Annotated in this window: 26 protein-coding genes; 10 read left to right on the top strand and 16 right to left on the bottom strand. The window is 70.5% G+C overall.

Annotation, left to right across the window (positions count from 1 at the left end; genetic code table 11):
- Window positions 1-45: 45 nt before the first annotated feature.
- Both IEY87_RS22800 and IEY87_RS22805 read left to right on the top strand, forming a co-directional pair.
- Complete coding sequence (locus IEY87_RS22800; RefSeq protein ID WP_189140790.1) at window positions 46-711, top strand: potassium channel family protein; 666 nt, start codon at window positions 46-48, stop codon at window positions 709-711.
- Window positions 711-1,370, top strand: a complete 660-nt coding sequence (locus IEY87_RS22805; protein WP_189140791.1) for a potassium channel family protein — start codon at window positions 711-713, stop codon at window positions 1,368-1,370. Before IEY87_RS22800 ends, IEY87_RS22805 begins: the two co-directional genes overlap by 1 nt.
- A gap of 124 nt (window positions 1,371-1,494) precedes the next feature.
- Here the strand turns inward: IEY87_RS22805 and IEY87_RS22810 are convergent, their stop codons facing one another.
- From IEY87_RS22810 to valS, 6 genes are all read right to left on the bottom strand, one after another.
- A complete protein-coding gene (locus IEY87_RS22810) occupies window positions 1,495-2,163 on the bottom strand; it encodes a DUF3159 domain-containing protein (RefSeq protein WP_225277562.1) in 669 nt (222 codons plus the stop codon).
- Window positions 2,164-2,167: 4 nt separating this feature from the next.
- The gene (locus IEY87_RS22815; RefSeq protein ID WP_189140792.1) at window positions 2,168-2,554 is read right to left on the bottom strand and encodes an OB-fold nucleic acid binding domain-containing protein; all 387 of its coding nucleotides are present in this window, start codon (window positions 2,552-2,554) and stop codon (window positions 2,168-2,170) included.
- Between the two features lie 29 nt (window positions 2,555-2,583).
- Complete coding sequence (locus tag IEY87_RS22820; protein ID WP_225277561.1) at window positions 2,584-3,216, bottom strand: DUF3710 domain-containing protein; 633 nt, start codon at window positions 3,214-3,216, stop codon at window positions 2,584-2,586.
- A 20-nt stretch (window positions 3,217-3,236) separates the two neighbouring features.
- Window positions 3,237-3,680 (bottom strand): dUTP diphosphatase, encoded by a 444-nt coding sequence (gene dut, locus IEY87_RS22825; RefSeq protein ID WP_189141084.1) that lies wholly within the window; start codon window positions 3,678-3,680, stop codon window positions 3,237-3,239.
- Window positions 3,681-3,897: 217 nt separating this feature from the next.
- On the bottom strand, window positions 3,898-5,067 hold the full coding sequence (locus IEY87_RS22830; protein WP_189140793.1) for an AI-2E family transporter: 1,170 nt from the start codon (window positions 5,065-5,067) through the stop codon (window positions 3,898-3,900).
- Between the two features lie 95 nt (window positions 5,068-5,162).
- On the bottom strand, window positions 5,163-7,709 hold the full coding sequence (gene valS / locus IEY87_RS22835; protein WP_225277560.1) for a valine--tRNA ligase: 2,547 nt from the start codon (window positions 7,707-7,709) through the stop codon (window positions 5,163-5,165).
- 80 nt (window positions 7,710-7,789) lie between these two features.
- Between valS and IEY87_RS22840 the strand changes: the two genes are divergently transcribed.
- Window positions 7,790-8,074 carry a DUF4235 domain-containing protein gene (locus IEY87_RS22840; protein WP_189140794.1) on the top strand — a complete coding sequence of 95 codons (285 nt, stop codon included), beginning with the start codon at window positions 7,790-7,792 and terminating at the stop codon, window positions 8,072-8,074.
- Here IEY87_RS22840 and IEY87_RS22845 read toward each other — a convergent pair.
- The 3 genes from IEY87_RS22845 to paaN are packed head-to-tail and all read right to left on the bottom strand — an operon-like array spanning window position 8,007 to window position 11,433.
- Window positions 8,007-9,440 carry an alpha,alpha-trehalose-phosphate synthase (UDP-forming) gene (locus tag IEY87_RS22845; protein WP_189140795.1) on the bottom strand — a complete coding sequence of 478 codons (1,434 nt, stop codon included), beginning with the start codon at window positions 9,438-9,440 and terminating at the stop codon, window positions 8,007-8,009. The genes IEY87_RS22840 and IEY87_RS22845 overlap by 68 nt on opposite strands.
- Before the next feature lie 15 nt (window positions 9,441-9,455).
- Complete coding sequence (locus tag IEY87_RS22850; RefSeq protein WP_189140796.1) at window positions 9,456-9,776, bottom strand: hypothetical protein; 321 nt, start codon at window positions 9,774-9,776, stop codon at window positions 9,456-9,458.
- Window positions 9,777-9,786: 10 nt separating this feature from the next.
- Window positions 9,787-11,433 carry a phenylacetic acid degradation protein PaaN gene (gene paaN, locus IEY87_RS22855; RefSeq protein WP_189140797.1) on the bottom strand — a complete coding sequence of 549 codons (1,647 nt, stop codon included), beginning with the start codon at window positions 11,431-11,433 and terminating at the stop codon, window positions 9,787-9,789.
- 147 nt (window positions 11,434-11,580) lie between these two features.
- Between paaN and IEY87_RS22860 the strand changes: the two genes are divergently transcribed.
- Entirely contained in the window at window positions 11,581-12,171 is a 591-nt protein-coding gene (locus IEY87_RS22860) for a TetR/AcrR family transcriptional regulator (RefSeq protein WP_189140798.1), read from the top strand.
- Here the strand turns inward: IEY87_RS22860 and IEY87_RS22865 are convergent, their stop codons facing one another.
- The 4 genes from IEY87_RS22865 to IEY87_RS22880 all read right to left on the bottom strand — a co-directional run bounded on the left by IEY87_RS22865 (window position 12,172) and on the right by IEY87_RS22880 (window position 15,557).
- Window positions 12,172-12,975 carry a hypothetical protein gene (locus IEY87_RS22865; RefSeq protein WP_225277559.1) on the bottom strand — a complete coding sequence of 268 codons (804 nt, stop codon included), beginning with the start codon at window positions 12,973-12,975 and terminating at the stop codon, window positions 12,172-12,174.
- Window positions 12,976-12,990: 15 nt separating this feature from the next.
- Window positions 12,991-13,290: a DUF4193 domain-containing protein gene (locus IEY87_RS22870; RefSeq protein ID WP_090929286.1), complete on the bottom strand. Its 300-nt coding sequence runs from the start codon at window positions 13,288-13,290 to the stop codon at window positions 12,991-12,993.
- A 297-nt stretch (window positions 13,291-13,587) separates the two neighbouring features.
- On the bottom strand, window positions 13,588-14,865 hold the full coding sequence (locus IEY87_RS22875) for a sensor histidine kinase (protein ID WP_189141087.1): 1,278 nt from the start codon (window positions 14,863-14,865) through the stop codon (window positions 13,588-13,590).
- A 38-nt stretch (window positions 14,866-14,903) separates the two neighbouring features.
- Complete coding sequence (locus IEY87_RS22880; protein WP_189140799.1) at window positions 14,904-15,557, bottom strand: response regulator transcription factor; 654 nt, start codon at window positions 15,555-15,557, stop codon at window positions 14,904-14,906.
- Window positions 15,558-15,804: 247 nt separating this feature from the next.
- Between IEY87_RS22880 and IEY87_RS22885 the strand changes: the two genes are divergently transcribed.
- Complete coding sequence (locus IEY87_RS22885; protein WP_189140800.1) at window positions 15,805-15,969, top strand: hypothetical protein; 165 nt, start codon at window positions 15,805-15,807, stop codon at window positions 15,967-15,969.
- A gap of 54 nt (window positions 15,970-16,023) precedes the next feature.
- On the opposite strand, the gene IEY87_RS22890 is transcribed toward IEY87_RS22885, so the two are convergent.
- A complete protein-coding gene (locus IEY87_RS22890) occupies window positions 16,024-16,821 on the bottom strand; it encodes an inositol monophosphatase family protein (RefSeq protein WP_189140801.1) in 798 nt (265 codons plus the stop codon).
- Window positions 16,821-18,797, bottom strand: coding sequence for a S9 family peptidase (locus tag IEY87_RS22895; RefSeq protein ID WP_189140802.1), 1,977 nt, complete (start codon window positions 18,795-18,797; stop codon window positions 16,821-16,823). Before IEY87_RS22895 ends, IEY87_RS22890 begins: the two co-directional genes overlap by 1 nt.
- A 68-nt stretch (window positions 18,798-18,865) precedes the next feature.
- On the opposite strand from IEY87_RS22895, the gene IEY87_RS22900 reads away from it, so the two are divergent.
- Window positions 18,866-19,840, top strand: coding sequence for a ferrochelatase (locus IEY87_RS22900; protein WP_225277558.1), 975 nt, complete (start codon window positions 18,866-18,868; stop codon window positions 19,838-19,840).
- Here the strand turns inward: IEY87_RS22900 and IEY87_RS22905 are convergent.
- Window positions 19,837-20,994: a lytic transglycosylase domain-containing protein gene (locus IEY87_RS22905; protein ID WP_225277557.1), complete on the bottom strand. Its 1,158-nt coding sequence runs from the start codon at window positions 20,992-20,994 to the stop codon at window positions 19,837-19,839. The genes IEY87_RS22900 and IEY87_RS22905 overlap by 4 nt on opposite strands.
- A 91-nt stretch (window positions 20,995-21,085) precedes the next feature.
- Here IEY87_RS22905 and IEY87_RS22910 point away from each other — a divergent pair, with 91 nt between their 5' ends.
- From IEY87_RS22910 to IEY87_RS22925, 4 genes are all read left to right on the top strand, one after another.
- Window positions 21,086-22,288 carry an MFS transporter gene (locus IEY87_RS22910; RefSeq protein WP_189140804.1) on the top strand — a complete coding sequence of 401 codons (1,203 nt, stop codon included), beginning with the start codon at window positions 21,086-21,088 and terminating at the stop codon, window positions 22,286-22,288.
- Window positions 22,289-22,343: 55 nt separating this feature from the next.
- A complete protein-coding gene (locus IEY87_RS22915; RefSeq protein ID WP_189140805.1) occupies window positions 22,344-23,063 on the top strand; it encodes a polysaccharide deacetylase family protein in 720 nt (239 codons plus the stop codon).
- Window positions 23,064-23,112: 49 nt separating this feature from the next.
- The gene (locus IEY87_RS22920; protein ID WP_189140806.1) at window positions 23,113-24,399 is read left to right on the top strand and encodes a D-arabinono-1,4-lactone oxidase; all 1,287 of its coding nucleotides are present in this window, start codon (window positions 23,113-23,115) and stop codon (window positions 24,397-24,399) included.
- A gap of 96 nt (window positions 24,400-24,495) precedes the next feature.
- Window positions 24,496-25,461, top strand: coding sequence for a S8 family serine peptidase (locus tag IEY87_RS22925; protein WP_189140807.1), 966 nt, complete (start codon window positions 24,496-24,498; stop codon window positions 25,459-25,461).
- The last annotated feature ends 33 nt before the right edge of the window (window positions 25,462-25,494 follow it).

Consider the following 25,494-nt stretch of genomic DNA (forward strand, 5'->3'; position numbering starts at 1 on the left):
ATACTGGTGTCGAGCAACCGGCCGACCGCGAAAGTGCGGGGGAGTATGCATATTGTGATCATGGGATGTGGCCGGGTCGGATCGACCCTGGCGCACATCCTCGAGGACAACGGCCACTCGGTAGCGATCATCGATCGGGATCCGCAGGCGTTCCGTCGCCTGCGGGCCGGGTTCCGTGGGCGCCGGGTGACCGGCGTCGGTTTCGACCGGGGTGTGCTCATCGACGCGGGCATCGAGTCGGCGGCGGCGTACGTCGCCGTCTCCAGCGGCGACAACTCCAACATCATCTCGGCCCGGGTCGCCCGCGAGACCTTCGGCGTGGACAACGTGGTGGCCCGCATCTACGACCCCCGGCGCGCCGAGGTCTACCAGCGGCTGGGCATCCCCACGGTGGCGACCGTGCGGTGGACGGCCGACCAGGTCATGCGCCGCATCCTGCCGGAGGGGGCCGAGCCGCTCTGGCGGGACCCGACCGGCACCGTGGTCCTGGCCGAGGTCACCGTCAACCCCGCCTGGATCGGCACCCGGGTGGTGGACCTGGAGGCGCGGGCGCGCATCCGTGCCGCGTTCCTCAACCGCATGGGCGAGGCCGTGGTCATCACGGGCAGCACCATGGTGCAGGACGGCGACGTGCTGCACGTCGTCGCCGCGGAGAGCGACATGGACCGGATCAACAAGGTGCTGGCCGCGGCACCGGAAGAGGACGAGTGATGCGCGTCGCCATCGCCGGAGCCGGGGCGGTGGGCCGGTCGATCGCGGCCGAGCTCCTGGAGAACGGCCACGAGATCCTGCTCATCGACGTCGATCCCCGGGCCATCAAGATCGACAGCGTGCCACGGGCCGAGTGGCTGCTGGCCGACGCCTGCGAGATCGCGTCGCTGGACGAGGCAGGGCTGAGCAACTGCCATGTGGTCGTCGCCTCCACCGGCGACGACAAGGTCAACCTGGTGGTGTCGCTGCTGGCCAAGACCGAGTACGGCGTGCCGCGCGTGGTGGCCCGCATCAACCAGCCGAACAACGAGTGGCTGTTCAACGAGTCGTGGGGCGTCGACGTGGCCGTCTCGACCCCGCGCCTGCTGAGCGCGCTGGTCGAGGAGGCGGTGAGCGTCGGCGACCTGGTGCGGCTGATGACGTTCCGGCAGGGCCAGGCCAACCTGGTCGAGCTCACGCTGGCCGAGGACGCGCCCGTGGTGGGTCAGCGCGCCGGCTCGGTGCCGTGGCCGACGGACACGGCGCTGGTGGCGATCCTGCGCGAGGGCCGGGTGATGGTGCCGAGCGCCGACGATCCGCTGGAGGCGGGCGACGAGCTGCTGTTCGTCGCCAACCAGGAGATGGAGCAGGAGCTGGCGCACCTGCTCTCCCAGCACTGACGTCGTACGGGGCCGCCCGCGAGACAGCGGCCCCCAGGCGAAGGGTACGGATCCGCGGATCCGTGCCCCTTCCTGCTTGTCCGGCACGTCGCACTGGGCAGCCAGATCGGGCTGCCCAGGCAGGTCAGGCTGGGGCGATCGGTGAGTTGATCGGGGTGCGGCCCTTGCCGAGCACCCACACCATCGCGGCCAGCGCAGCCACCTGGAGCGGCCAGCCCATCGCGATCTTGGCGAAGCCGAGCGCGGCCACGGCCTGGTCGCCGCCGTAGAGGTAGACCGGCAGCTGCACGGCCACCCTGACCACGCAGGGGATCATGAGCAGCCAGGTCAGCTTGGCGCAGAGCCGGACGACGCCGGGATCCTTGTGCCAGCCGACCGGGTCGTTGGTCACCGAGCCGATCAGGAACCCGACGACGGGCCAGCGGCTCACGATGGAGACCAGCATGGCGACGGCGTAGGCGCCGTTCCAGAGGATGCCGGGCAGGAAGTAGTCCTTCGCGTCGCCGGTGCGGCTGGCGAAGAACGCCCCGATCGCGATGCCGATCAGGGCGTTGATGACGAACTGCGGCGTCGACCGCTGCACGATCCGGAGCAGCAGGAGCACCACCGCCAGCGCGATGCTGATGATGAGCGACAGGCGCAGCTCTTCGGTGATGATCCAGGTCAGCGTGAACGCGATCGTCGGCACCGCCGCCTCGACGATGCCGCGAAAGCCGCCGAACGCCTTGGCGAGCTGGGCTCGCACCGCCGATTCGACGGTGTCGTGGACGACCTCTCCGGCCTCGGCACTCACCTGATCAACTCCCTGGGCGCAACTCGTATCGAGGATTGAACATCACCTTGCGCCCGTCCTGGATGCTGACGAGCCCCTCGGCCTTGACCGGACGGCCGGGTTCGATCCCGGCGATCCGGCGGCGGCCGAGCCACACCAGGTCGATCACGTCCGACCCGTCGTAAAGCTCCGCTTCGAGCGCGGGCGCGCCGCCACGCGGGCGGAGCGTCACCGTACGCAGCGTACCGGCCACGCAGAACCGGCGGCGGCCGCCACACGAGGCGATCGGGGTCGCGCCTGCCTCGTCGGCGCCCTCACGCAACTCCTGTGCCTCGATCTCGGACTGGCTGGAGGCCAGCCGGCTGAAGAAGCCGCGCAATCCGCCGCGTTTCGGAGGCTCTGCCGTACTCATGATGCATCAGCCTATGTGATGGCGGCGCGTCAGCGAGTCTCGGTGATCTCGGGTCCGCGCCGGAACGGGTTGATGGGCTCCTCGTCGACCTCGTCGGCCGGGTCGCTGGGCCGGCGCAGCGGGATGGACTCCTCACGGGCCATCGGCTCGTCGCCGCGGACGACCACGATGTCCTTGACGAAGTCGAGGAACGCCTCGGCGACCTGGTCGTCCACCGCGGCCCTGCCGTTGACGACGGCGAGCAGGAACCAGCGCGGCCCGTCGATGCCGATGTAGCGGGCCGGCCTCGTGGCCCCCTCGACCGTCACCTGCCCGGCCAGCTCGGTGCCGAAGACGCCGTCTCGCTCCTCCAGCGTCTTCGCGCTGCTCTTGATCTTGGTCTTGATCTCCTCCCACAGGCCGCCCGACTTGGGCGCGGCCAGTGCCTGGAGCTGCAGGGAGCTCTCCTCCCACAGCACCACGACGCCGACGTGCTGGTCCCCCACGGAGGCCAGCCGGACGTCGAACGCGGCGTTGTGGGGCAGGCGAAGCCCGCCCAGGTCGATCCTGTCGTGGTCCGGGTGCGGCTCGTCGGCGTCCCACGGCCCATACTCGCGCGTGGGAGCCGCGACGGTTTCCCCGGCCACGTGCTTGGCCTGCTCACGACGGCGTCGTCGGAACACTTCGTTCACTCTCCCTGATATCAACGTCCTGTCGAACCGTGCCCGCCGGTGCCGCGCGGGGAGGCCGGCAGGCTCTCCACCTCGCGGAAGGCGGCCCGATCGACTCGCTGGAAGACGAGTTGGGCCAGCCTGTCGCCGCGGCGCAGCCGGAACGACTCCTTGGCATCGGTATTGATCATTGTGACCTTGATCTCGCCGCGGTAGCCGGCGTCGACCGTGCCCGGCGCGTTCACCAGCGTGACCCCGTGCCGCGCGGCCAGACCGGACCTCGGGTGCACCAGGGCCACATAGCCGTCGGGCAGCGCGATCGCCACTCCCGTGCGGATGATCGCCCGCTCCCCCGGCAGCAGCTCGGCGTCCTCGGCCGCGTAAAGGTCGGCCCCGGCGTCGCCCGGGTGGGCGTAGGAGGGCACCGGCAGCTCGGGGTCGAGCCGCTGGATGAGAACCTCCACGTCGGTCCCGATGGCTCCGTCGCTCACGGAGTCGGTCCCGATGGCTCCGTCGCTCACGGACTCACCTCGCGGTCCTGGGTGTCTGCCTCAAGGTACGCCTTCCCAGCGGCGATCCCGATGCACCCGTCCGTCGGGTGGAGTGTCGCGCCGGGAACAGAACGGTGCGCCATCGGCCGTGCGAAGCCAGGCGGCGAAGTGGTCGCCAAGGAACAGGTCACGGGTGACGAGATTACTCCGTGTCAGCGCCTTCTCGGCCCTTGGCGCCGGATTCTCGATCGTCGGCGGGCTCATCGCCGCCCGGCGGGCCGGGTGGCATGGCCACGGCGTGTGGCGGCGGTGGCAGGGCCAGTGGATCGGATCTCAGCTCCGGCAGCGCGCGGTAGATCACCGCGGCCACCGGCACGGCCACCACGGCTCCGGCGATGCCGGCCAGGATGCCGCCGATGGCCAGCACGAGGATGATGGCGAGCGGGTGGAACCTGAGCGCCCTGCCGACGATCAGCGGCTGGAGCACGTGGTTCTCGAGCTGCTGCTCGATGACCAGGATGCCGACGAAGATCAGGGCGTAGACGATCCCCTTGGCACCCAGCGTGACCAGGGTGGCGACGGTGCCGGCGAAGAAGATGCCGACGATCGGGATGAAGCTGGCGAAGAAGATGAGCACGGCGAGCGGCGCCCAGAGCGGCACGCCCATGCCCGCCAGCACGATGCCCATGACCACGCCGTGCACGGCGGCGACGATCACGCTGCCCTGCACATAGTGCGACAGGGTCGTCCAGGCGGCCCGCCCCGCCCGGTCCACCCGCGGCGACATCCGGCCGAATCCCTTGAGGAACCACTCCCAGATCCGGTCGCCGTCCTTGAGCAGGAAGAACGTCACGAAGAGCAGCAGCACGATGGACGCGAGCACCTCGACGGCGACGGCTCCGGCGCTCAGCACAGTGCCGGTGATGGCCGTGCGCTGGGCGTCGATCATCGACACGACGTTGTTGACGTAGGAGGTGATCTGCGTCTGCTGCAGGTGCAGCGGCCCGGTGACCAGCCACTCCTGCACCTCGGCGACGGTGGCTTGAACCTGCTTGACCAGGTTGGGGAACTCTTCGGTGGCCCGCGCGCCGACGAGCCAGCCGGTGCCGGCGATCACCGCGAGGGCGGCGAGCATGGTGAGCCAGGTGGCCCAGATGGAGCGCATGCCCGCCTGGCGCAGGCTCCTGGTCAGCGGGAAGAGCAGCGCGGTCAGCAGCAGGGCGATGGCCACGGGCAGCGCCACGAAGCTGAGCCTCGCCACGGCTCCCGCGAAGTAGTAGAGCACGATGCCGACGAGGATCAGGCAGGCGCTCCAGGCGGCCATCCGGGCCAGCACCGGTGGCACGAGTTTGGTTCCGCGGTCGCTCAGCACTGTTCCAGACTGGCACGTCATCGCCGCTGACGCGCGCGGATGAATGATCGAGTATCGGCAGGACACGGCGCTGCGGCCGTGCCCTGCCGCCGGCGTCAGGTCAGCGACACCGTGATCGCCGTCGTCTCGCCGTGCTCCAGTACGAACTCCTCGACGTTGCCCGCGGCGCACAGGTCGTCCTGCGCGAGCCGGACGAGCGCGGCCTGCGGAGAGATCACCCTGAGGCACGAGACCTCGGCCCGCATGGACACCTTGGCCTCGGACTTGGCCCGGCGGATCTGGCGCAGCACCTCCGAGGCCGCCTCCAGCACCGCCGGGTCGCCGGTCCCCGGCTCGGCCGAGGGCCAGCGCGCCTGGTGCACCGAGCCCGTGCGCCACCAGGACCACACCTCTTCGGTGACGAACGGCAGGAACGGCGCGAACAGCCGCAGCAGCACGTCGAGCGCCTGCCGCAGCGCCGCGTGCGCCGAGGCCGCCGCCGGGCCGGGCTCGTACGCCCTGGCCTTGACCAGCTCCAGGTAGTCGTCGCAGAACGACCAGAAGAACCGCTCGATCACCTCCAGCGCCCGGGTGTGCTCGTAGGCGTCGAACGCCTCGCCGGCCTCGCGCACCGCGCCGGCCAGCGCCGCCAGCATCGCCAGGTCGACCGGCTCGGTGACCGCGCCCTGGTACTCCCCGCCCTGGGATTCCTCGCCCTGAACCTCCCCGCCCTCGCCCATGCCGAGCACGAACTTGGAGGCGTTGAGGATCTTGATCGCCAGCCGCCGGCCGATCTTGAGCTGACCGGCGTCGAAGGCGGTGTCGACGCCGTAGCGGCCGCCCGCCGCCCAGTAGCGGACCGCGTCGGAGCCGTGCTGCTCCAGCAGGTCCATCGGGGTGACCACGTTGCCCTTGGACTTGGACATCTTCTTGCGGTCGGGGTCGAGGATCCAGCCGGAGATGGCGACGTCGCTCCACGGCACGTCGCCGAACTCCAGATGCGACCTGACCACGGTCGCGAACAGCCAGGTCCGGATGATCTCGTGGGACTGCGGCCGTAGGTCGGCCGGGAAGACCCGCTGGAACAGGTCGTCGTCGGTCCCCCAACGCCCGGCGATCTGCGGGGTCAGCGACGAGGTGGCCCAGGTGTCCATGACGTCGGGGTCGGCGACGAAGCCGCCGGGCACCCCCCGCTGCTCCGGTGTGTAGCCGGGCGGCGTGTCGGAGGACGGGTCGACCGGCAGCAGCTCCTCGGCCGGCATGATCGGGTCGTCGTAGCGCGGCAGGCCCGACTCATCCAGCCGGTACCACACCGGGAACGGCACGCCGAAGAACCGCTGCCGGGAGATCAGCCAGTCCCCCGCCAAGCCCTGCACCCAGTTGTCGTAGCGCACCCGCATGTGCGGCGGGTGCCAGGCCAGCTCGCCGCCCCGCGCCAGCATCCGCTCGCGCAGCGCCTCGTCGCGCCCGCCGTTGCGGATGTACCACTGCCGGGTGGTGACGATCTCCAGCGGCTTGTCGCCGCGCTCGTAGAACTTCACCGTGCGCTGCACGGGCCGCGGGTCGCCCTCCAGGTCGCCGGACTCGCGCAGCAGCTCCACGATCCGCTCGCGGGCGCTGTGCACGGTCTTGCCCGCCAGCTCTTTGTACGGCTCCGGCTCGACGCCCTCGGGCGGCTCGGGCAGCAGCCGGCCGTCCCAGCCGATGACGGGCCGGGTGGGCAGGTTGAGCTCGCGCCACCACGTCACGTCGGTGATGTCGCCGAAGGTGCAGATCATCGCGATGCCCGAGCCCTTGTCGGGCTCGGCCAGGTGGTGGGCCAGGATCGGCACCTCGACGCCGAACAGCGGCGTCAGCACCGAGGTGCCGAACAGCGCCTGGTAGCGCTCGTCGTCGGGGTGGGCGACCAGGGCGACGCAGGCGGGGATCAGCTCGGGCCGGGTCGTCTCGATCCAGACCGGCCCCTTCTCGCCGTAGAAGGAGATCCGGTGGAAGGCGCCGGGCCACTCCCGGTCCTCCAGCTCGGCCTGGGCGACGGCGGTGCGGAAGGAGACGTCCCACAGCGTCGGCGCCTCGGCGAGGTAGGCCTCGCCGCGCCGCAGGTTGCGCAGGAACGCCCGCTGCGAGACGCGGCGCGAGTCGTCGCTGATCGTGGTGTAGAGCAGCGACCAGTCGACCGACAGGCCGACCCGCCGCCACACCTCCTCGAACGCCTGCTCGTCGATCTTCGTCAGCTTTTGGCAGAGCTCCACGAAATTACGCCGCGAGATGGAAATATCGCGTTTGCCGGGCTTGTCCGGTGGCACAAAGTCGGGGTCGTAGGGCAGTGACGGGTCGCAGCGGACGCCGTACACGTTCTGCACGCGGCGCTCGGTCGGCAGGCCGTTGTCGTCCCAGCCGATCGGATAGAACACCGACTTGCCCAGCATCCGCTGGTAACGGGCCATGATGTCGGTGTGGGTGAAGGAGAAGACATGGCCGACATGCAGGGATCCGGAGACGGTGGGCGGCGGGGTGTCGACGGAGTAGATCCGCTCACGCGGCTGGGACCGGTCGAACCGATAGGTCCCCTGCTCCTCCCAGCGGGCTACCCATACCTGCTCCAGGCCGTCGAGAGTCGGTTTCTCGGGCATGAGCGGATGGCGTAGGCGCTGTTCAGTCATGCCTCCTTATGGTACGGCTTGCCGGGCCCGGCAAGCGTTAGAGACTAGGGTTCGTTATCTAGGGGAAGGGAGAAGTTCTCATGGCGGATGACAGGCCTGACGTCGCCTGGCGGGTGATCGGCGCCGCGGTGGGGCTGGTGACCGCATGGGGGGCGCGCAAGCTCCTCGGGCTCGCCTGGGTGAAGGCGACCGGCAAGGAGCCGCCTCTCGACCCGGACTCGCCCGAGGTCAGCATGGGTGAGGCGATCGGTTATGCCGTGGTGATGGGCGTGGGCATGTCGGTGGCGCAGATCGTGGTCAACCGGACCGCCAAGAAGCGCTATGACTCGTGGCGGGCGCTGAAGCAGGTGTCTCCAAAGCAGTGAGAAACTCGCTGGCCCAGCGGTCCACGTCGTAGGTGGCGACCCGGCGGCGCATCGTGCGCATCCGCCGGGCCAGCTCGTGCGGCGTGGCCCGCATCGCGGTCAGCATCTGCCGCTTGACGTCCTCCACGTCGTAGGGGTTGACCAGGAACGACTGCCGCAGCTCGTCCGCCGCCCCGGCGAACTCGCTGAGCACCAGCGCGCCGTGCAGGTCGTGATGGCAGGAGACATACTCCTTGGCGACCAGGTTCATCCCGTCGCGCAGGGGGGTGACGAGCATCACGTCCGCCGCCAGGTAGAGCGCGGCGAGCTCCTGCTTGCCGTAGGACTGGTGGAAATACTGGATCGGCTGGTTGCCCAGCACGGAGTTCTCGCCGTTGATCCGGCCCACCTGCAGCTCGATGTCGTCGCGCAGCCGCCGGTACTCATCCACCCGCTCCCGGCTCGGGGTGGCGATCTGGACGAACACCGCCTCGCCGGGCCCGATCCGTCCTTCCTTGAGCAGCTCGCCGAAGGCCTCCAGCCGCTGCCCGATGCCCTTGGTGTAGTCAAGCCGGTCCACGCCGAGCAGCACGTGCTCGGGGTCGCCGAGCTCCATCCTGATCTCCTTGGCCCGGGAGATCACCTGCGGCTCGCGTACCATCGAGTCCAGCTCGCCGAAGTCCACCGAGATCGGGAACGCCTGGGTGGTGACCACCCGGTCCTCCAGGAAGATCTCGTTGCCCTTGTACGGCACGCCGAGCAGTCTGCGGCACAGCCGCCGGAAGTTGGCCGCGCCGCCCGGGAGCTGGAAGCCCACCAGGTCGGCGCCGAGCAGCCCTTCGACCAGCTCCCTGCGCCACGGCAGCCGCCAGAACAGCTCCACCGGCGGGAACGGGATGTGCAGGAAGAACCCGATGCGCAGGTCCGGCCTGAGCTTGCGCAGCATCGCGGGGACGAGCTGGAGCTGGTAGTCCTGCACCCAGACGACCGCGCCCTCCTCCGCGGCCTCGGCGGCCGCGTTGGCGAAGCGCTCGTTGACGGCCCGGTACGTCTCCCACATGGGCCGCTCGAAGACCGGCGGCGCGACCACGTCGTGGTAGAGCGGCCAGAGTGTGGCGTTGGAGAATCCCTCGTAGTACAGCTCGACCTCGGTGGCCGACAGCGGCACCGGGATCAGGCTCATGCCGTCCTGCTCGAACGGCTCCAGCTCCTCGTCCGCCGCGCCGTGCCAGCCGAGCCAGGCTCCGTGGCGGCGTTGCATGACAGGCGCGATGGCGGTGACCAGTCCGCCGGGGCTTCTGCGCCATGAGGCCGTTCCGTCTTGCTCGACGTTCCGGTCCACCGGCAACCGGTTCGCGACGATCAGAAACGAGCTACGGCCAACCACCAAGTCCTCCTCGCCTCATTCTTTCGAAAGACGCGACGCGCGTCTCACAGCGGCCTTCACCTGTTCCGGCCCCGCATGGGGAATGATCGCGGCGATGTGGGCATCCGGCCTGATGAGCCGTGCCTCATCGGGGCCTGCGCCGAGCCTCTCAGCGAGCGTGCCGGTCCCGTCCATCTCCGCGAGCCCGCGAACGGCGAGCGGCGCCGTAGTGACCTTGCCCAGGACCTGGGCAAACAAACCCGAATCGCACATTTCGCCCACTAGCAGCAGGAATCCATCGCGGCACAGTTCGCGCAGCCGCCCCCCCCGGGGCAGCGGCACGCCGGGGACCGTCATGGGCCCGGGATCAGGCGGGGCGGCGGGACTGGACGAGGTGGAAGCGGCCGGCGACGAAGCCGGGGTCGGTCAGCGAGGCCGTGGCGGCGGGATTGGCACCGGTGCCGTGATAGTCGGAGAACGCGGCCGCCTGATTGACGAACACGCCGCCGGTGAGGTTGCACGACAGGTTGACGCCTGACTCCAGCGCCGCCCGTTCGGCCTCCTCCAGCACCGCGGGCGAGGTGGAGTAGACCAAGGCGGTCAACGCGCCGCGCTCGGCGGTCGTGCGGCGCAGCGCGTCGAGGCTCTCGGCCGTCGAGCCCGTCGGGATGACGAACGAGATCGGGCCGAAGTGCTCGCGGCCGTGGACGTCGCTCCGCGAGGGCGCGACCCGGAGGATCGCGGGGGTGCGGATCACCGCCTCGGGGAAGTCCGGATGCCGCAGCGAGCGCGAGGCGAGCACGGTCTTGCCGAGCTTCGGGGCGCCGTCCAGTCGGGACAGGACGTCCGGGCTGACGATCGCGCCGGTCACCTCGACCGCCCGCGCGTCGTCGCCGAGCAGCTCGCCGACCGCGGCGGCGAGCCCTTCCGCCACCTCGTCGAAGCTCTTGTGCCCCTCGTCGGTGGCGATCCCGCCGGCGGGGATGAGGATGTTCTGCGGGGCGGTGCACATCTGGCCGCTGTAGAGCGACAGGGAGAACGCCAGGTTGCCGAGCATCCCGCGCCAGGAGTCGGTGGAGTCGACGACGACGGTGTTGACCCCGGCCTTCTCGGTGTGGACGAGGGCCTGTCCGGCGTTGCCCTCCAGCCAGTCGCCGAACTCGGTGGAGCCGGTGAAGTCGATGACGCGCACGGCCGGGTCGGTGGCGAGCTCCACCGCCAGCCCTCTGCCCTCCTCGGCGGCCAGCTGCACCAGCGCCGGGTGGAAGCCCGCCTCGGCCAGCACCTCGCGGGCGACCCGCACGGTGATCGCCAGCGGCAGGATGGCGCGGGCGTGCGGCTTGACGATCACCGGGTTGCCGGTGACCAGGGAGGCGAACAGCCCTGGATAGGCGTTGAAGGTCGGGAAGGTGTTGCAGCCGATGACCAGCCCGACGCCGCGCGGCACCACGGTGAAGCGCTTGTCCAGCACCAGAGGGTCGCCCTTGCCCGGCTTCTCCCAGCGGACGGCGGAGGCGGCGGCGGTCATGGCCGCGTAGGCGCAGGCGACGGCCTCCAGCGCCCGCTCCTGCGCGTGCGGCCCGCCGGCCTGGAAGGCCATCACGAACGCCTGCCCGGTGGTGTGCTGCACGGCGTGCGCGATCTCGAAGCTGCGCTCGTTGAGCCGGTTGATGATCTCGACGCAGATGAGCGCGCGGGCCTCGGGCCCGGCGTCGCGCCAGGCGGGCAGCGCCGCCTTGGCGGCCGCGGCCAGCCCCGGCGGGCACGGCTCGGGGTAGGTCACACCCAGGACCATCCCGTACGGGGAGCGCTCAGCGCCGATCCAGGCCCCGGTGGCCGGCTGGTCGAGCTCGAACGGCTTGCCGAGATGGTCCTCGAACGCCTGTTTGCCGCGCTCGGCCGACCCTTCCCCGTAGACGCGCGGGCTCGGCGATTCGGGATAGGCGCTCCAGTAGCCGCGCTGGGCGATCGCGGTCAGGGCCTCGTCCAGGGTCTGGCGATTGCGCTCGAACATCGGGTTCACCCTCTAGACAGAAAACGGGCCGGACGGTTGCAGTATCTACCGAACATTCGGTCAGTTGGCAAGAGACCCCTCTGCCGGTGTCGCCAACCTGACCTGGGACGGACGGCAATATCAGCAACAAGCGAGATACTTGGCCATATGTCCACCCCAACCCGGCAACGGAGACGCGGACACGACCCGGAGTCCGTGCTCGCCATCGCCGTCGGCGTCTTCAACGAGCGCGGCTACGACGGGACGAGCATGGAGGATCTGGCCAGAGCGCTCGGCGTCACCAAGTCCGCCATCTACTACCACGTACCCGGCAAGGAACAGCTGCTCGCACGGGCCTTGGACCGGGCGCTCGACGGCCTGCTCGTCCTGATCGGCGACGAGCGCGCCACCTCGGGCCCGGCGATCGACCGGCTGGAGTGGGTCGTCCGGCAGTGCGTGCGCACCCTGGTGGACCGCCTGCCGTACGTGACGTTGCTGCTGCGGGTGCGCGGCAACAGCACGACCGAGCAGGGCGCGCTGGAGCGGCGGCGGGAGTTCGACGCGTTCGTCCATCACCTGGTCGGGCAGGCTGCGGCCGAGGGCGGCATCCGGCCGGACCTCGATCCGGCCCTGGTGACCAAGCTGCTGTTCGGCGCCGTCGGCTCGATCGCCGAGTGGGATCGCCCGGCGTCCGGGGGGTCGGCGGACGCCCTGGCCGATCTCCTGGTCACGATGATGTTCGACGGATTGCGGAGCTAGCTAGGCATCCAGCTCCGGAGCCCGCCCGCCGGGCGGCAGCGGAGTCTTCACGCGCAGATCGTTACGGATGGTCTCGCCCAGCTTCTTGGTGGCCATGCGGTTGAGCGCGCCGCCGGCCACGGCCCCGGTGAGGAACGGGCCGAGCGTGGTCAGGTGCCGGCCGAGCGTCCGCATCAGCCGGTTGCGCAGCGCGGTCTTGGTGGCCGCGCCGAGGGCGAGGGTCACGGAGGCGGGGGCGAGCGGATCGACGCCGCGCTGCTTGGCCCAGGCGGCGGTGAAGGTCACGGCACGCTGGGCGCCGGTGCCCTGGACGCGCACGCCGTAGACCTCGTGCAGCTCGGCCAGCAGTTTGACCTCGATGGCGGCCACCACGATGGTCTCGGCGACGAGCTGGGCGGGCGCCGACAGCAGGAGGGGAGGAGCGGCGAACTCGGCCGCCGCCAGCGCCCCGCCGATGGCCCCGACGGTCATCGTGGCCTTCTGGGCGGTGCGGACGAGGTCGTCGGCGAGCTCCTCGCCGGTCAGTCCCTGGTGATGCTGCGAAAGTGTGTGCAGATCCCTGATCGGGATGCGGGGTGCGATGTTCAGGAAGACGTCCGCCAGCCAGCGGCCGCGACCGGCGCCGTTCTTCCTGGCCTTGCTCGCGCCCGTCGTCAGGGCGCGGGCTAGACGGCCGAGCAGCCTGCGCCGCTCGGCCGGCTCAAGCTCACCGGGCTCGGTGAGCCTGCCTACGAGCTCGCCGACCTCCGACTCGGAGGTGGCGATCTCGTCACCTGGTCGAGAATCCTTGTCAGGTGTGGCCACGCGTCTGCCTCCTTGTCAGGCGGCGCACTCCCGGCAGACCTGCTGACCGTTCCTCTCGGAGGCCAGCTGGCTACGGTGATGCACGAGGAAGCATCGTGAACAGGTGAACTCGTCAGCCTGGCGCGGGATGACCCGCAGGCTGAGCTCTTCGTTCGACAGATCCGCACCGGGCAGCTCGAGCGATTCGGCGAGGTCGGTCTCGTCGATGTCGATGCTGCCTGAGGACTTGTCGGTGCGCCGCGCCTGAAGCTCCTGAAGGCTGTCTTCCCCCAGATCGTCGTCTGTCTTGCGCGGGCTGTCGTAGTCGGTAGCCATGGTGATTACTCCATCCCCCTCATCAATATGTCTTCGCGCTCATCGCGCGTCTTCTAACGTCCAGGAGGTCCGTCTTGTGCCCGTTCCGCCGGGGAGATTTCCCATCGGTACCCCAAGAAAACTGACCACGAACCTCCCAACACGTCAGGGCCTGCTGCCGTCGGCAATGGTTAGCCAAATATGGCGAAACCCACAGCCTTGGCGTCATGCGCCACCGTGTTCGACGGCACATCCAACCACATGTGCGACGAGAACGAGACGCCCCCCGTTGGACAACACGCCGGGACAACACGCCGATCAGCGTCTGGGAAGCCTAATGGTGACGACAAGTCCTCCACCCTCCCGGGGCACCGCGTTCACGGTGCCGCCGTGAGCCTGCACCACCGCACGGACGATGGACAGCCCGAGACCCGCTCCCTTGGCCGAATCCACGCGGTCGGCATTGAGCCTCCTGAACGGCTCGAACAGGCTGTTCACCTCGTACGCCGGGACATGTTGCCCCGTGTTGGCCACCTGAACAACCAAGGCGCCGTCTGCCATTCCCGTTCGGATCCATACTTTTCCGTTTTCGGGAACGTTGTACTTCACGGCGTTCTCAAGGAGGTTGCTGACGGAGCGCTCCAAGAGCACGGGATCGCCGATGGTAGGCGCGCTGACCAGTTCGGTGGTCAACGTGACGCCGTGCTCTTCCGCGAAAGGCGTAACCTGCTCCACCGCCGTCTGCGCGACGTCCATGATGTCCACCGGCTTGCGCACCGCGAGCTCGCGCTCGCTCCTGGCGAGCAGCAGCAGCCCCTCGATGAGCTTCTCGTTGCGCGCGTTGACCTCCAGGAGGGTACGGCCCAGCGCCTTGAGATCCTCGGACGCCTCAGGGTCGGACAGGGCGATCTCCAGGACCGTCCGGTTGATGGTGAGCGGCGTGCGCAGCTCGTGCGAGGCGTTGGCGACGAAGCGGCGCTGGGCGTCGAAGGCGACGTTGAGCCGGATCAGCATGTCGTCGAAGGTGTCGGCCAGCTCCTTGAGCTCGTCGTTCGGCCCCTGCAGGTCGATGCGCTGGTGGGCCAGGGTGCTCTCGGAGAGCTTGCGGGCCGTGGAGGTCATCTGGCTGACGGGCCGCAGCGCCCGGTCGGCCACGAAGTAGCCGAAGATGACGGCGAGGATGCCGACGCCCAGCAGCCCCAGGATCGACTGCCTGACCAGGGTGTCCAGCACCTCGTTGATGCCGTTCACGCGCAGCAGCTTGACCTGCGTCTCCAGGTAGGCGGCGAGGTCGGAGGGGGTGCCGTTCGGCAGCTTCAGTTCGTACACGAAGCCCGTGTAGAGGACCGAGCGCACGATGAAGTAGATCACCACCAGCAGCAGCGCCCCGGCCAGGAAGAACATGCCGCTGTAGGTCAGCGCGAGCCGCCAGCGGATGCTCACCTTGCCCGGGAGATCCCTCATGCGCTCCATCGTGCCGCGCGGATCCGGCGGGTGCGACGGCGGTGGCGGGCCGTCCCAGACGGGCGGCCCGCTGGGCGGCGGCGGCCCCTGTCCGGCCCGCACCGCCTTCCGCTCCGAGTGCGGGCTGATCATCGGGTGCGTGGGCACCGACTCACGGTCCGGCCTTTCCGTCACAACTTGTACCCAACTCCCGGCACGGTCTCGATCACCTGCGGCTCGCCCAGCTTCTTGCGCAGGGTCATCATGGTCACCCGCACCACGTTGGTGAACGGGTCGATGTTCTCGTCCCAGGCCTTGTCCAGCAGGTCCTCCTGGCTGACCACGGCGCCCTCGGCCCGCATGAGCTCCTCCAGGACCGCGAACTCCTTCTTGGTCAGCACGACCTCCTTGCCCTCGCGCTCCACCAGCCGCTTGCCCGGGTCGAGCCGGATGCCGCCGCGTTCGAGCACCGGCGGCAGGGCGGGGGCCGAGCGGCGGCCCAGCGCGCGCACCCGGGCGACCAGCTCGATGAAGACGAACGGCTTGGCGAGGTAGTCGTCGGCGCCGAGGCCGAGCCCCTCCACCTTGTCGTCCACGTCGCCGGAGGCGGTCAGCATCAGGATCCGCGAGGAGGTGCGCTGCTCGACCAGGCGGCGGCAGACCTCGTCACCGTGCACCACCGGCAGGTCGCGGTCCAGGACGATCACGTCATAGTCGATGTAGGAGGTGCGCTCCAGCGCGCCGCCGCCGTCGTAGGCCACGTCCACGGCCATGGCCTCGCGCCGCAGTCCGGTCGCGATCGCGTCCGCGAGCACCCGCTCATCCTCGACCACCAGCACTCGCACCCTGGTACACCTCTCTCCGATTCTGACTGAGTAATTCTGCCCACAGCAGCGATAAGCGCACGGTAAGGCATGTTCACCCGCGCCCTGACTCCCGTGCCACAAGGCACAGAAGATTTCATGTTTCGGAAGCGGAACAGTCTGGGTACACCTGCGAAACACCCAAGACCCGTACGCCGGCTTCGGCGTTCGCGGGCGATGGGCCACTCTTCGCCCCGCACGAGCACGAACCCCTGAGAGAGTAGGTGAGATGGGCGAGTTCACGACCACGATCGAAAGCCGCCTCGACCAGGCTTACAAGAGCCTTCGGGAGGCCCGGAGCACCGGCGACGACTACCTCGCCGACACCCTCACCGCCGAGATCGAGGATCTGCGCCGCCTGGCCGACGATCACGGCATTCCCCTTCCCCGCTGAGCGTGACACGGCCGGAGCCCCCGTGCGGGGCTCCGGCCGTCCGTCCTGCCAGGGTCAGGCGTCCCGCTCGGGATCGAGCGACGCGAGCAGGTCGTGCAGTTCCTCGAACAGGCCCGGCGCCGCGCACAGCGTCAGCTCGCTGTTGTACGGCCTGCCGTCCAGCCCGCCGATCCTGGCCCCGGCCTCGCTGGCCACCAGACCCGCCGCGGCGTAGTCCCAGTAGTTGATGCCCCGCTCGTAGTAGGCGTCCACCCGGCCGGCGGCCACCGAGCACAGGTCGGCGGCGCAGGAGCCGCCCCGCCTGATGTCGCGCACCCTCGGCAGCACGCCGGTGAGCACCTCCGCCTGGACGGCCCGCCTGGCCGCGTCGTAGCCGAACCCGGTCGCCACCAGCGCCTGCGCCAGCGGCACGGCCGGGTTGCCGCGCAGCCGCTCACCGCCCAGCCAGGCGCCATCGCCGAGCGCCGCGGTGAACATCTCCCCGCGCGGCGCCACGTTCACCGCACCCGCCACGACCCGGCCGTTCACCTCGACGGCGATCGACACCGCCCAGTCGGGCAGGCCGTACAGGAAGTTGACGGTCCCGTCGATCGGGTCGACGACCCAGCGGACGTCGGACACGCCCGGCGCCTCGCCGCCCTCCTCGCCGAGGACGCGGTCGTCCGGCCGGACGGCCAGGATCCGCTGCCTGATGAGCTCCTCGGACGCCTTGTCGAGCACGGTGACCACGTCGGTGGGGCTGGACTTGGTCAGCACGTCGGCGGAGGCCACGGACATGGTGGGCCGCTTGGCGAGCAGCATGTCGCCGGCCTCGCGGGCGATGTCCTCGGCCAGTCGCGCGAAGTCGGTCATCACGCCACCGAGTCCGGGCGCTTCCACTCCTGGCCGAGGACGTGCCGGCCGAGGAAGGCCAGGACGGTCTCGTACCAGGCGACGGTGTTGCCGGGCTTGAGGATCCAGTGGTTCTCGTCGGGGAAGTAGAGGAACTTCGACTCGACCTCGGAGCGGCGCAGGTCCCACCACAGGCGCAGCGCCTCGCCGATCGGCACCCGGTAGTCCTTGTCGCCGTGGATGACGAGCATGGGGGTGCTGATCCGGTCCAGGCCGTGGTGCGGGGAGAGCTTGGTGTAGCGCTCGGAGCCGGGGGCGCCGAACTCCCGCTGCCAGTAGGCGGCCATGTCGGTGGTGCCGGCGAACTGGTCGAGGTTCCACAGCGAGGCGTGGGTGACGATCGCCTTGTAGCGGTCGCTGTGGCCGGCCACCCAGTTGGCCATGTAGCCGCCGAACGAGCCGCCCATCGCGGCGGTCCGCTCGCTGTCGAGGTCGTCCCTGGCCAGCGCCACGTCCACGATCGCGTCGAGGTCGGCCATGGTGCGCGGGCCCCAGTCGCCCCAGCCCCGGTCGATCATGTCCTGACCGTAACCCGTGGACAGGCAGGGGTCGGGCATCAACACGGCGTAACCGTGCTGGGCCATGATCCACGCCTGCCAGCGCCACTGCCAGTCGTTCCACGAGGCCACCGGACCGCCGTGGATCCACAGCAGGAACGGCGCCGGCTCGGCGGCGGAGGCGGTCTCGGGCAGGATGAGCCAGCCCCGGACGGTGGCGCCGTCGTCGGCCGTCGCGGAGATCTCCGTCAGCGTGCCGGGCACCTCCGGGCGCGGCGCGGGCGAGGGCAGGTCGGTGACCTCGCCGGTGGCGACGTCGATCCGGGCGGGTCCGGGAGCCAGGGCGAGACCGCTGCGCAGCGCGTGGACGAAGCGGCCGTCGGCGGAGGCGTTGAGCCCGAGGTAGGCGGCGTCGTCCCCGGTGAGCCGGGTGTGCGCGCCGGTCAGCGGGACGCGGAAGATCGGACGGCGGCCCTGATGGTCGGCGGTGATGTAGACGGCCGAGGAGTCGGGCGCCCACGCGACGTCCGACGGGAACAGGTCGGGCGCGTAGGCGCGGCCCTCTCCCGTGGCCAGGTCGCCCAGCCAGAGCTCGACCCTGGCCGAGAGGTCCGAGCCGGTGAGCCGCTCCCGGGCGCAGGCGACCCGCATGCCGTCCGGGGAGACGGCCAGCGGACCGCCGAAGTCCCAGCCCTCCTCGCCGAACAGGGTGCGCCGCTCCCCGCTCGCCACGTCGATCGCCACCAGCTCCGTCCGCTGCTCGCCGGCGGGCAGCGGGATCCGCCAGGTGGCGAGCACGGTGGAGCCGTCCGGGGTGAGCGCGAAGGAGGCCTCGCGCAGCGCCTCGCCGGGGTCGGGGGTGAGCTCGCGCACCTCCTCCAGCCGGTCGTCGCCGAGCCGGGCCGCGAACAGCCTGACGTGGCCGGGGCCGAGGTCGTGGTCCCAGTAGCGGACCGGGTAGCCCTCGTGCAGGATCGCGCTGCTTCCGGCGTCCTTGCGGGCCTTACGGCGCTCCTGCTCCGTCGCCTCCTCGCCGTCGAGCACGTCGGAGGCGAACACCACCACGTCACCCGCCGTACGGAAGGCGCCGATGCCGCCGGGCCTGGTGGCCACCTGGCGGGCCTCACCGCCGGCGCGGGGCAGCAGCCAGAGCGCGGGCACCTCACCGTCGCCGTCCTTGACGGTGGGGTCCGGCCGGGCGGAGGTGAACAGCAGGTCACCGGCGGCGGTGAACTCCGCCGCCGTCTCCCCCTTGGCCGACCTGGTCAGCCGGTACGGCTCGCCGTCCAGCGGGATGGACCACAGCGCGGTGCCGTACGACTTCCCGTCGGGGTTGAGGGTCTGCACCGCCGAGACCAGCCGGGAGCCGTCAGGCGCCAGCTTCAGTGAGAGGACTCGAGGGATGGCGACATAGTCGCGGATATCGTCAAATGCGCTCACTCGATCGAACCTACCTCGTGCGAGGACCACCGGCACTGCGGCATAGGGTTGGCGGCGTGGGAGATGGCGTGGGAGATTACGACGCGCTGCTGGTGTTGTCGTTCGGGGGTCCGGAGGGGCCCGACGACGTGCTGCCGTTCCTGGAGAACGTCGTGCGCGGCCGCGGCGTCCCCCGGGAGCGGCTGATGGAGGTCGCCGAGCACTACCAGGGCTTCGGCGGCGTCAGCCCGATCAACCGGCAGAACCGCGAGCTCGTCGAGGCACTGCGGCCGATCGCGGGCGTGCCGGTCTACTGGGGCAACCGCAACTGGCACCCCTTCGGCGAGGACACCGTGCGGCGGATGGCGGCCGACGGCGTGCGCAAGGCGGCGGTCTTCGCCACCTCCGCCTACGCCGGCTACTCCAGCTGCCGCCAATACTACGAGGACATCGCCAGGATCTCCGTCGTCGGCGGCCCCGAGCTGGTCAAGCTCCGGCACTACGGCGACCACCCGGGCTTCGTCGAAGCCATGACGGACCACACCCGGCAGGCGCTGGCGCGGCTCGGGCGCGACGACGCGCGCCTGGTGTTCACCGCGCACAGCATCCCGGTCTCGATGGCCGAGACGGCCGGCCCCTCGGGCGGTCTGTACGAAGCGCAGCTGCGCCGCACCGCCGAGCTGGTCTGCCGGTCGCTGGGCCGTACCGAGCGCTTCGACCTGGTGTGGCAGTCGCGCAGCGGCCCGCCTCAGGTGCCGTGGCTGGAGCCGGACGTCTGCGACCACCTGCGGGCCATCGACGCCAAGTCCGTGGTGCTGGTGCCGATCGGGTTCGTCTCCGACCACATGGAGGTCGTCTACGACCTCGACACCGAGGCCAGGCAGGTGGCCGACGAGCTGGGGCTGCCCATGGAGCGGGCGGCGACCGCCGGCACCCACCCGGCCTTCGTCCGGATGGTGCGCGAGCTCATGGACGAGCCCGAGCCCGTCGCCTGCGCGTTGACCTGCTGCCCGCCGCCCCGCCGCCGTCCGGCGCAGGCCCCCTCAGGCTCTCAGGCTCCTTAGGCGTAGGTGCGGGCGTACGCCTCGGCGATGCCCATCACCTTGTCGACGTAGTCCCATGAATGGTTGTAGTGCCAGATCGCCTTGCGCAGCTTCTCGCCGCCCTGGCCGGCGCCGGTCGCGCAGAGGTAGTTGGCCGCGCCCGGCACCGCGTCGTACGGGCTCCAGATGTCGGCCGTGCCGTCGCCGTCGCCGTCCACCCCGTAGGACTTCCAGGTGGCGGGCATGAACTGCATCGGCCCGAGCGCGCCCGCGCTGGAGGGGCCGTTGTTGCGCCCGTGGCCGGTCTCCACCTGCCCGATCGCGGCCAGCACCGTCCAGGACAGCCCCGGGCAGCGGGTGGCCGAGAGCTTGTAGAGGTCCAGATAGCTGCCGGGCCGCCCGGTGGTGGCGACCGGCTGCTCGCGCTGCTTCTTCTTGCGGGTCCCCGCGTCCAGCAGGAGGACCTGGGCGCCCTTGCCGAGCAGCTTGCGCACGCCCGCCTCGCCGATGCGGCCCTCCTTGCCGTGCAGCAGCACCGCGACGCCCGGCGCCAGCCCGAGCGTCCGGCCCAGCTCGGCGCTCACCAGGCCGTCGACCCCGGACAGGCCCAGCGGGGCCGAGGCCGCGACGCGCAGCCTGGGTCCGCCGTCCACCTGGTAGTGAGCGCCCAGCACCAGGCCGAACTCGCGCGTCGCGGCGGCGTCGGCGACGAGCTCGCCCCTGGCCAGGGCGCTCCAGACGGCGGGCTGGTCGGCTACCGGCCGGGGCGTCCAGGAGCGGAAGTCGGCGGGGTCGACGGCGAGCAGGTTCAGCCCGGTGCCCGAGATCTTGACCGCGCCCGCGTCCACCACGGCTGCCTTGGTCACGTGCGTCAGCTTCGCCAGCGCGAGGCGGGTCCGCCTGGGGATCGTGGCGGGCGCGACGGCGAGCACGCGGGGCGGGGTGGGGGTGACGCCGGCGCCGCCCGCGCCGAAGTCCTTGACGGGAGCGGTCGTGGGGACGAGCTTGTCGAGCGCGGGGGTCTGTTGCTGGGGCGTCCGCCGCCGGGGCGGTTCGTGCGCGGTCTCCTGCGGGTCTCCCCCCAGGACCAGCACGACGCCACCGGCCGCGAGGGTGACGGCGAGTACGGCCACGACCATGAAGAGGACACCACGGAAGGAGGGAAGACCGGACACCCGGCACACGTTAACCCACTCGCCGAGAAATGAGTTGCATTCCGGACAGACGCCACGCAAAGGTAAGCGGGCACAGTAAGGAGAGTCGTCCATGGTCGGGCCTTACCGGGGGTTGTTCAACGGGCCCGGCGTCAAAGCCTTCGTGCTCGCCGGGTTCATCGGGCGGATGCCGATGTCCATGCTCGGCATCGGGATCGTGCTGCTGGTCCAGGGGCTCACCGGGTCGTACGCGATCGCCGGGGCCGTGGCCGCCGCCTCCAACATCTCCTTCGCCGTCGCCGCGCCCCTGTCCGGGCGCCTGGTGGACCGATTCGGCCAGAACCGGGTGATCATCCCCTTCGCCGCGCTCAACGCGGTCGCGCTCGTGGCGCTCATGCTCAGCGCCCGCCTGGGCCTGCCGGAGTGGACCCTGTACGCCTCCGGCCTGCTGGTCGGCGCCACCTCGCTCTCCCTGGGCTCGATGGTGCGGGCACGCTGGTCCCGCCTGTACGGCGGCTCGGCGAAGCTGAACGCGGCCTTCGCCTTCGAGTCCGTCGCCGATGAGGTGATCTTCGTGACCGGGCCGGCCCTGGTCACGGTGCTGGCCACCGCGATCAACCCGTACGCGGGCCTGATCGTGGCGCTGGTGTGCATGGTCGGCGGGTCGGTCGCGCTGGCGCTGCAGCGGCGCACCCAGCCTGTCGTCCAGCCGGTCCGGGCGGCCGGCGGCACGCCCATCCTCATTCCCGGGATCGCCCTGCTGTCCTGCGTCTACCTGGCGGTGGGCGGGGTCTTCGGCTCGGTGGACCTGATCACCGTGGCCTACGCCGAGGACCACGGGGTGAAGTGGGCCGCCGGGTTCCTGCTGGCCGCCTTCGCGGGCGGCTCGATGGTGTCGGGGCTCTGGTTCGGCTCGCGGCGGTGGCGGGTCTCCCTGCGCGGCCGGTTCGTGCGATCCCTGGGCGTCTTCGTGGTCGGCCTGCTGCCGATCATGTTCATCGGCGACGTGCGGGTCATGGCGGCGGGCCTCTTCGTGGCCGGTCTGGCCATCTCGCCGACGCTCATCACCGGCTTCTCGCTGACCGAGCGACTGGTGCCGGCGTCGCTGCTCACCGAGGGCCTGGCCTGGATCTCCACCTCGATCGGGCTGGGCGTGGCGATGGGCGCGTGGGCGGGCGGCAGGCTCACCGAGGAGTTCGGCGCCTCCAACGCCTACGGCTTCTCGCTGGCCTGCGCGCTCGTCGCGGTGACCGTGGGACTGGCAGGTTCGGGTTTGCTGAGACTTCCCGGAGCGGCTTCACCGGCCGAGAGCTGATCCGCTACCGTCGAGACATCCCTCGCATCACCCTTCACACTGGAAGCTATTTTTCATGTCCCGACAATTCAGTTCACTTCTGGCCATTGCTGCAGTTGCCGTCACCCTCACCCCGGCACCCGCGCTCGCCCAGCCCACCCCCAAGGAGGTCGACTGCACGCAGGTGAAATGCGTCGCGCTGACCTTCGACGACGGCCCGGGCCAGTACGCGGGGACCCTGCTCGACACCTTCAAGAAGTACAACGCGAAAGCGACGTTCTTCCTGGAGGGGCAGTACGTGAAAAGCCGTCCTTCCTATGTCAAGCGCATGGTGAAGGAAGGGCACGAGATCGGCAATCACAGCTACAAACACCCCGATTTCACGAAGATGAGCGCCACCGCTATCCGGTCCGAGATCAAGAAGACCAACGACGCGATCAAGAAGGCCTCGGGCGCCGAGCCCAAGCTGCTGCGCCCTCCGTACGGTCTGGGAGGCGTGCTGATCTCGGAGGTCGCGGCCGAGTTCGACATGCCGATCATCCTGTGGACCGGCGGCTCCCGTGATTGGGAGTCCAAGAACGAGGCCGCGATCAAGAAGCAGACCCTCGCGGTCGCCAAGGACGACAGCATCGTCCTGATGCACGACTGGGTGAAGCAGACCGTCGACGCGATGCCGTCGATCATCCAGACGCTGCAGAAGAACGGCTACCACCTCGTCAAGGTCACCGACATCACCAAGCACGAGAACCTCAAGCCCGGCGACACCTTCCCCCTTCCCGCAGGCTGGGAAAACTGAGTACCGTTCACGTTTAATCACGGTGCTCTTCTAGGCAGGGACGCGGCTCATGGTCTTCACCAATTGGGCAGGTAACCAGACCGGCGTCCCCGCCGAGGTTCGTACCCCGGCCTCCACCGAGGAGATCGTCAACGCCGTGCGGGCCGCCGCCGCGAGCGGGCGGCGGCTGCGCATGGCCGGCACCGGGCACTCCTTCACCGGAGTCGCCCTCACCGACGGCATCCTGCTGCTCCCCGGCGGGCTCACCGGCGTCAGGTCCTGGCACCACGACCGCGTCACCGTGCTGGCCGGCACCCCGCTCAAGGCGCTGAACGAGCTGCTCGACGAGCGCGGCCTGGCCCTGGCCAACATGGGCGACATCACCGAGCAGACCGTCGCCGGCGCGATCCAGACCGGCACGCACGGCACCGGCCGCGACACCGGCGGCCTGGCCGACCAGATCACCGAGCTGGAGCTGGTGCTCGCCGACGGCAGTGTGGTGACGGCCGGGCCGGGCGGCGTCGAACAGGACCTGTTCGACGCCGCCCGGGTGGGCCTCGGCGCGCTCGGCGTGCTGACGGCGGTGACGTTCCGGGTGGAGCCCGCGTTCCTGCTGCGCAACCAGCGGCGGCGGATGACGCTGAGCGCCATCCTCGGCGCACTCGACGCCACCACCTCCGGCAACGAGCACTTGGACTTCTTCTGGCTGCCGCACACCGACGCCTGCCTGGTCAAGACCAATAACCGGCACCCCGGCCCGGCCCGGCCGCCCAGCTCCTTCAAGTACTGGCTGGACAACGTGTTCCTGGAGAACACCCTCTTCGGCGCCGCCTGCGCCACCGGCGCCCGCTTCCCCGCGCTGATCCCGCGGATCAACGCCCTCAGCGCGGCCGCCCTCGGCGACTCCGAGGCCGTCGACGCCTCGTACAAGATCTTCACCGCGCGGCGCGACGTGCGCTTTCTGGAGATGGAGTACGCCATCCCGCGCGAGCGCCTGGGACAGGCGCTGCGCGAGACGCGCGACCTGATCGAGCGGACGGGCTGGACGATCACCTTTCCGGTGGAGGTGCGGGTCACGCCCGCCAGCGACGCGTGGCTGTCCACCGCGTACGGCAGGCCGACGGCCTATCTGGCCTGCCATGTCTACCGGCGCACGCCCAACCCCGCCTACTTCGAGGGCGTCGAGGAGATCATGACCCGGCTGGGCGGGCGGCCGCACTGGGGCAAACTGCACACCAAGGACGCCGCCTATCTGCGGGGCGTCTATCCGCGCTTCGCCGACTTCGTCGCCCTGCGCGACCGGCTCGACCCGGGCCGCCTGTTCGGCAACGCCTACCTGGACACGGTTCTCGGCTGATCGCGGCCATGGCGAAGGTAAAAAACGTACCCTGATCGGCCGCGAGCGCGTGTCCCGTGGTTCCCGCGCGCCGCGCGCGGGGCACCCTCGTCGCTCGTGCCCCGACGATTCGGCCTGCCCTCCGTATACCTCGCGGCGGCCGTGGTCACAGCCGCGGCGACGGCCGTGACCACCGCTGTGCCCCTCGCCATGACCCCCGCCGCCGGCCTGGCCGGCCGCCCCGCCGTGACCGAGCCCACCCGGCCCTACATCGTCACGGCGCGTGACCGGGCCGCCGCCCGCGATCTCGTCGGCGAGGTGCGCTGGCGCGTGCGGCGCTACTACACCGCCGCGCTGCCCGGCTTCGCCACCTGGCTGAGCGCCGCCGAGGAGACGGAGCTGCGCGCCGACCCGCGCGTACGGGCGCTGGAGCCCGACCGCGAGATCCACCCCATGACCGGCCGCGCGCCCGCCACCGTGCCGGCCGAGGGCGGCAAAGGCGTCACGGTCTACGTCATGGACAGCGGCCTCGACCTCACCGGTAGCGAGTTCGGTGACCGCGCCTGGCGGGCCTTCGACGCCACCGGCGGCACCGGGCAGGACTGCACCGGACACGGCACCCAGGTCGCCCGCGCCGTCGCCGGCCGCTCGCACGGCGTGGCGCCGCAGGCCAGGATCGCCTCGGTGCGCGTGCTCGGCTGCCGCGGCTCCGGCACCCTGTCGGACCTGCTGGCCGGCCTCGACTGGGTGCACCGGCACGCGCGCGGCCCGGCCGTCACCATCCTCTCGCTCGACGGGGCCGACTCCCCCGCGCTGAACGCCGCCACGCGCGAGCTCGTACGCTCGGGCGTCTTCGTCACCGCGGCGGCGGACTCCGGCGGCTGCCGGACCACTCCCGGCGGGCAGGCGTACTCGGCGGCCGCGCCGCAACTCGCCGGCACCGCCGCCCGCGAGTTGGAGCTCCATCCGAACGCGAGTCCCGCCACCTTGGCGTCTTCGCTGAACTGCACGGCGGCACGCGGAGATATTCGCCAGAATCCGTCGAGGACCTCGAACCTCCTCATGCGCGGCGGCGGGCTCTGAAAGGATGGATTCGTCAAATGTGACCGGCGTCAC

Source organism: Nonomuraea glycinis (assembly GCF_014646515.1).
GTDB lineage: Bacteria > Actinomycetota > Actinomycetes > Streptosporangiales > Streptosporangiaceae > Nonomuraea > Nonomuraea glycinis.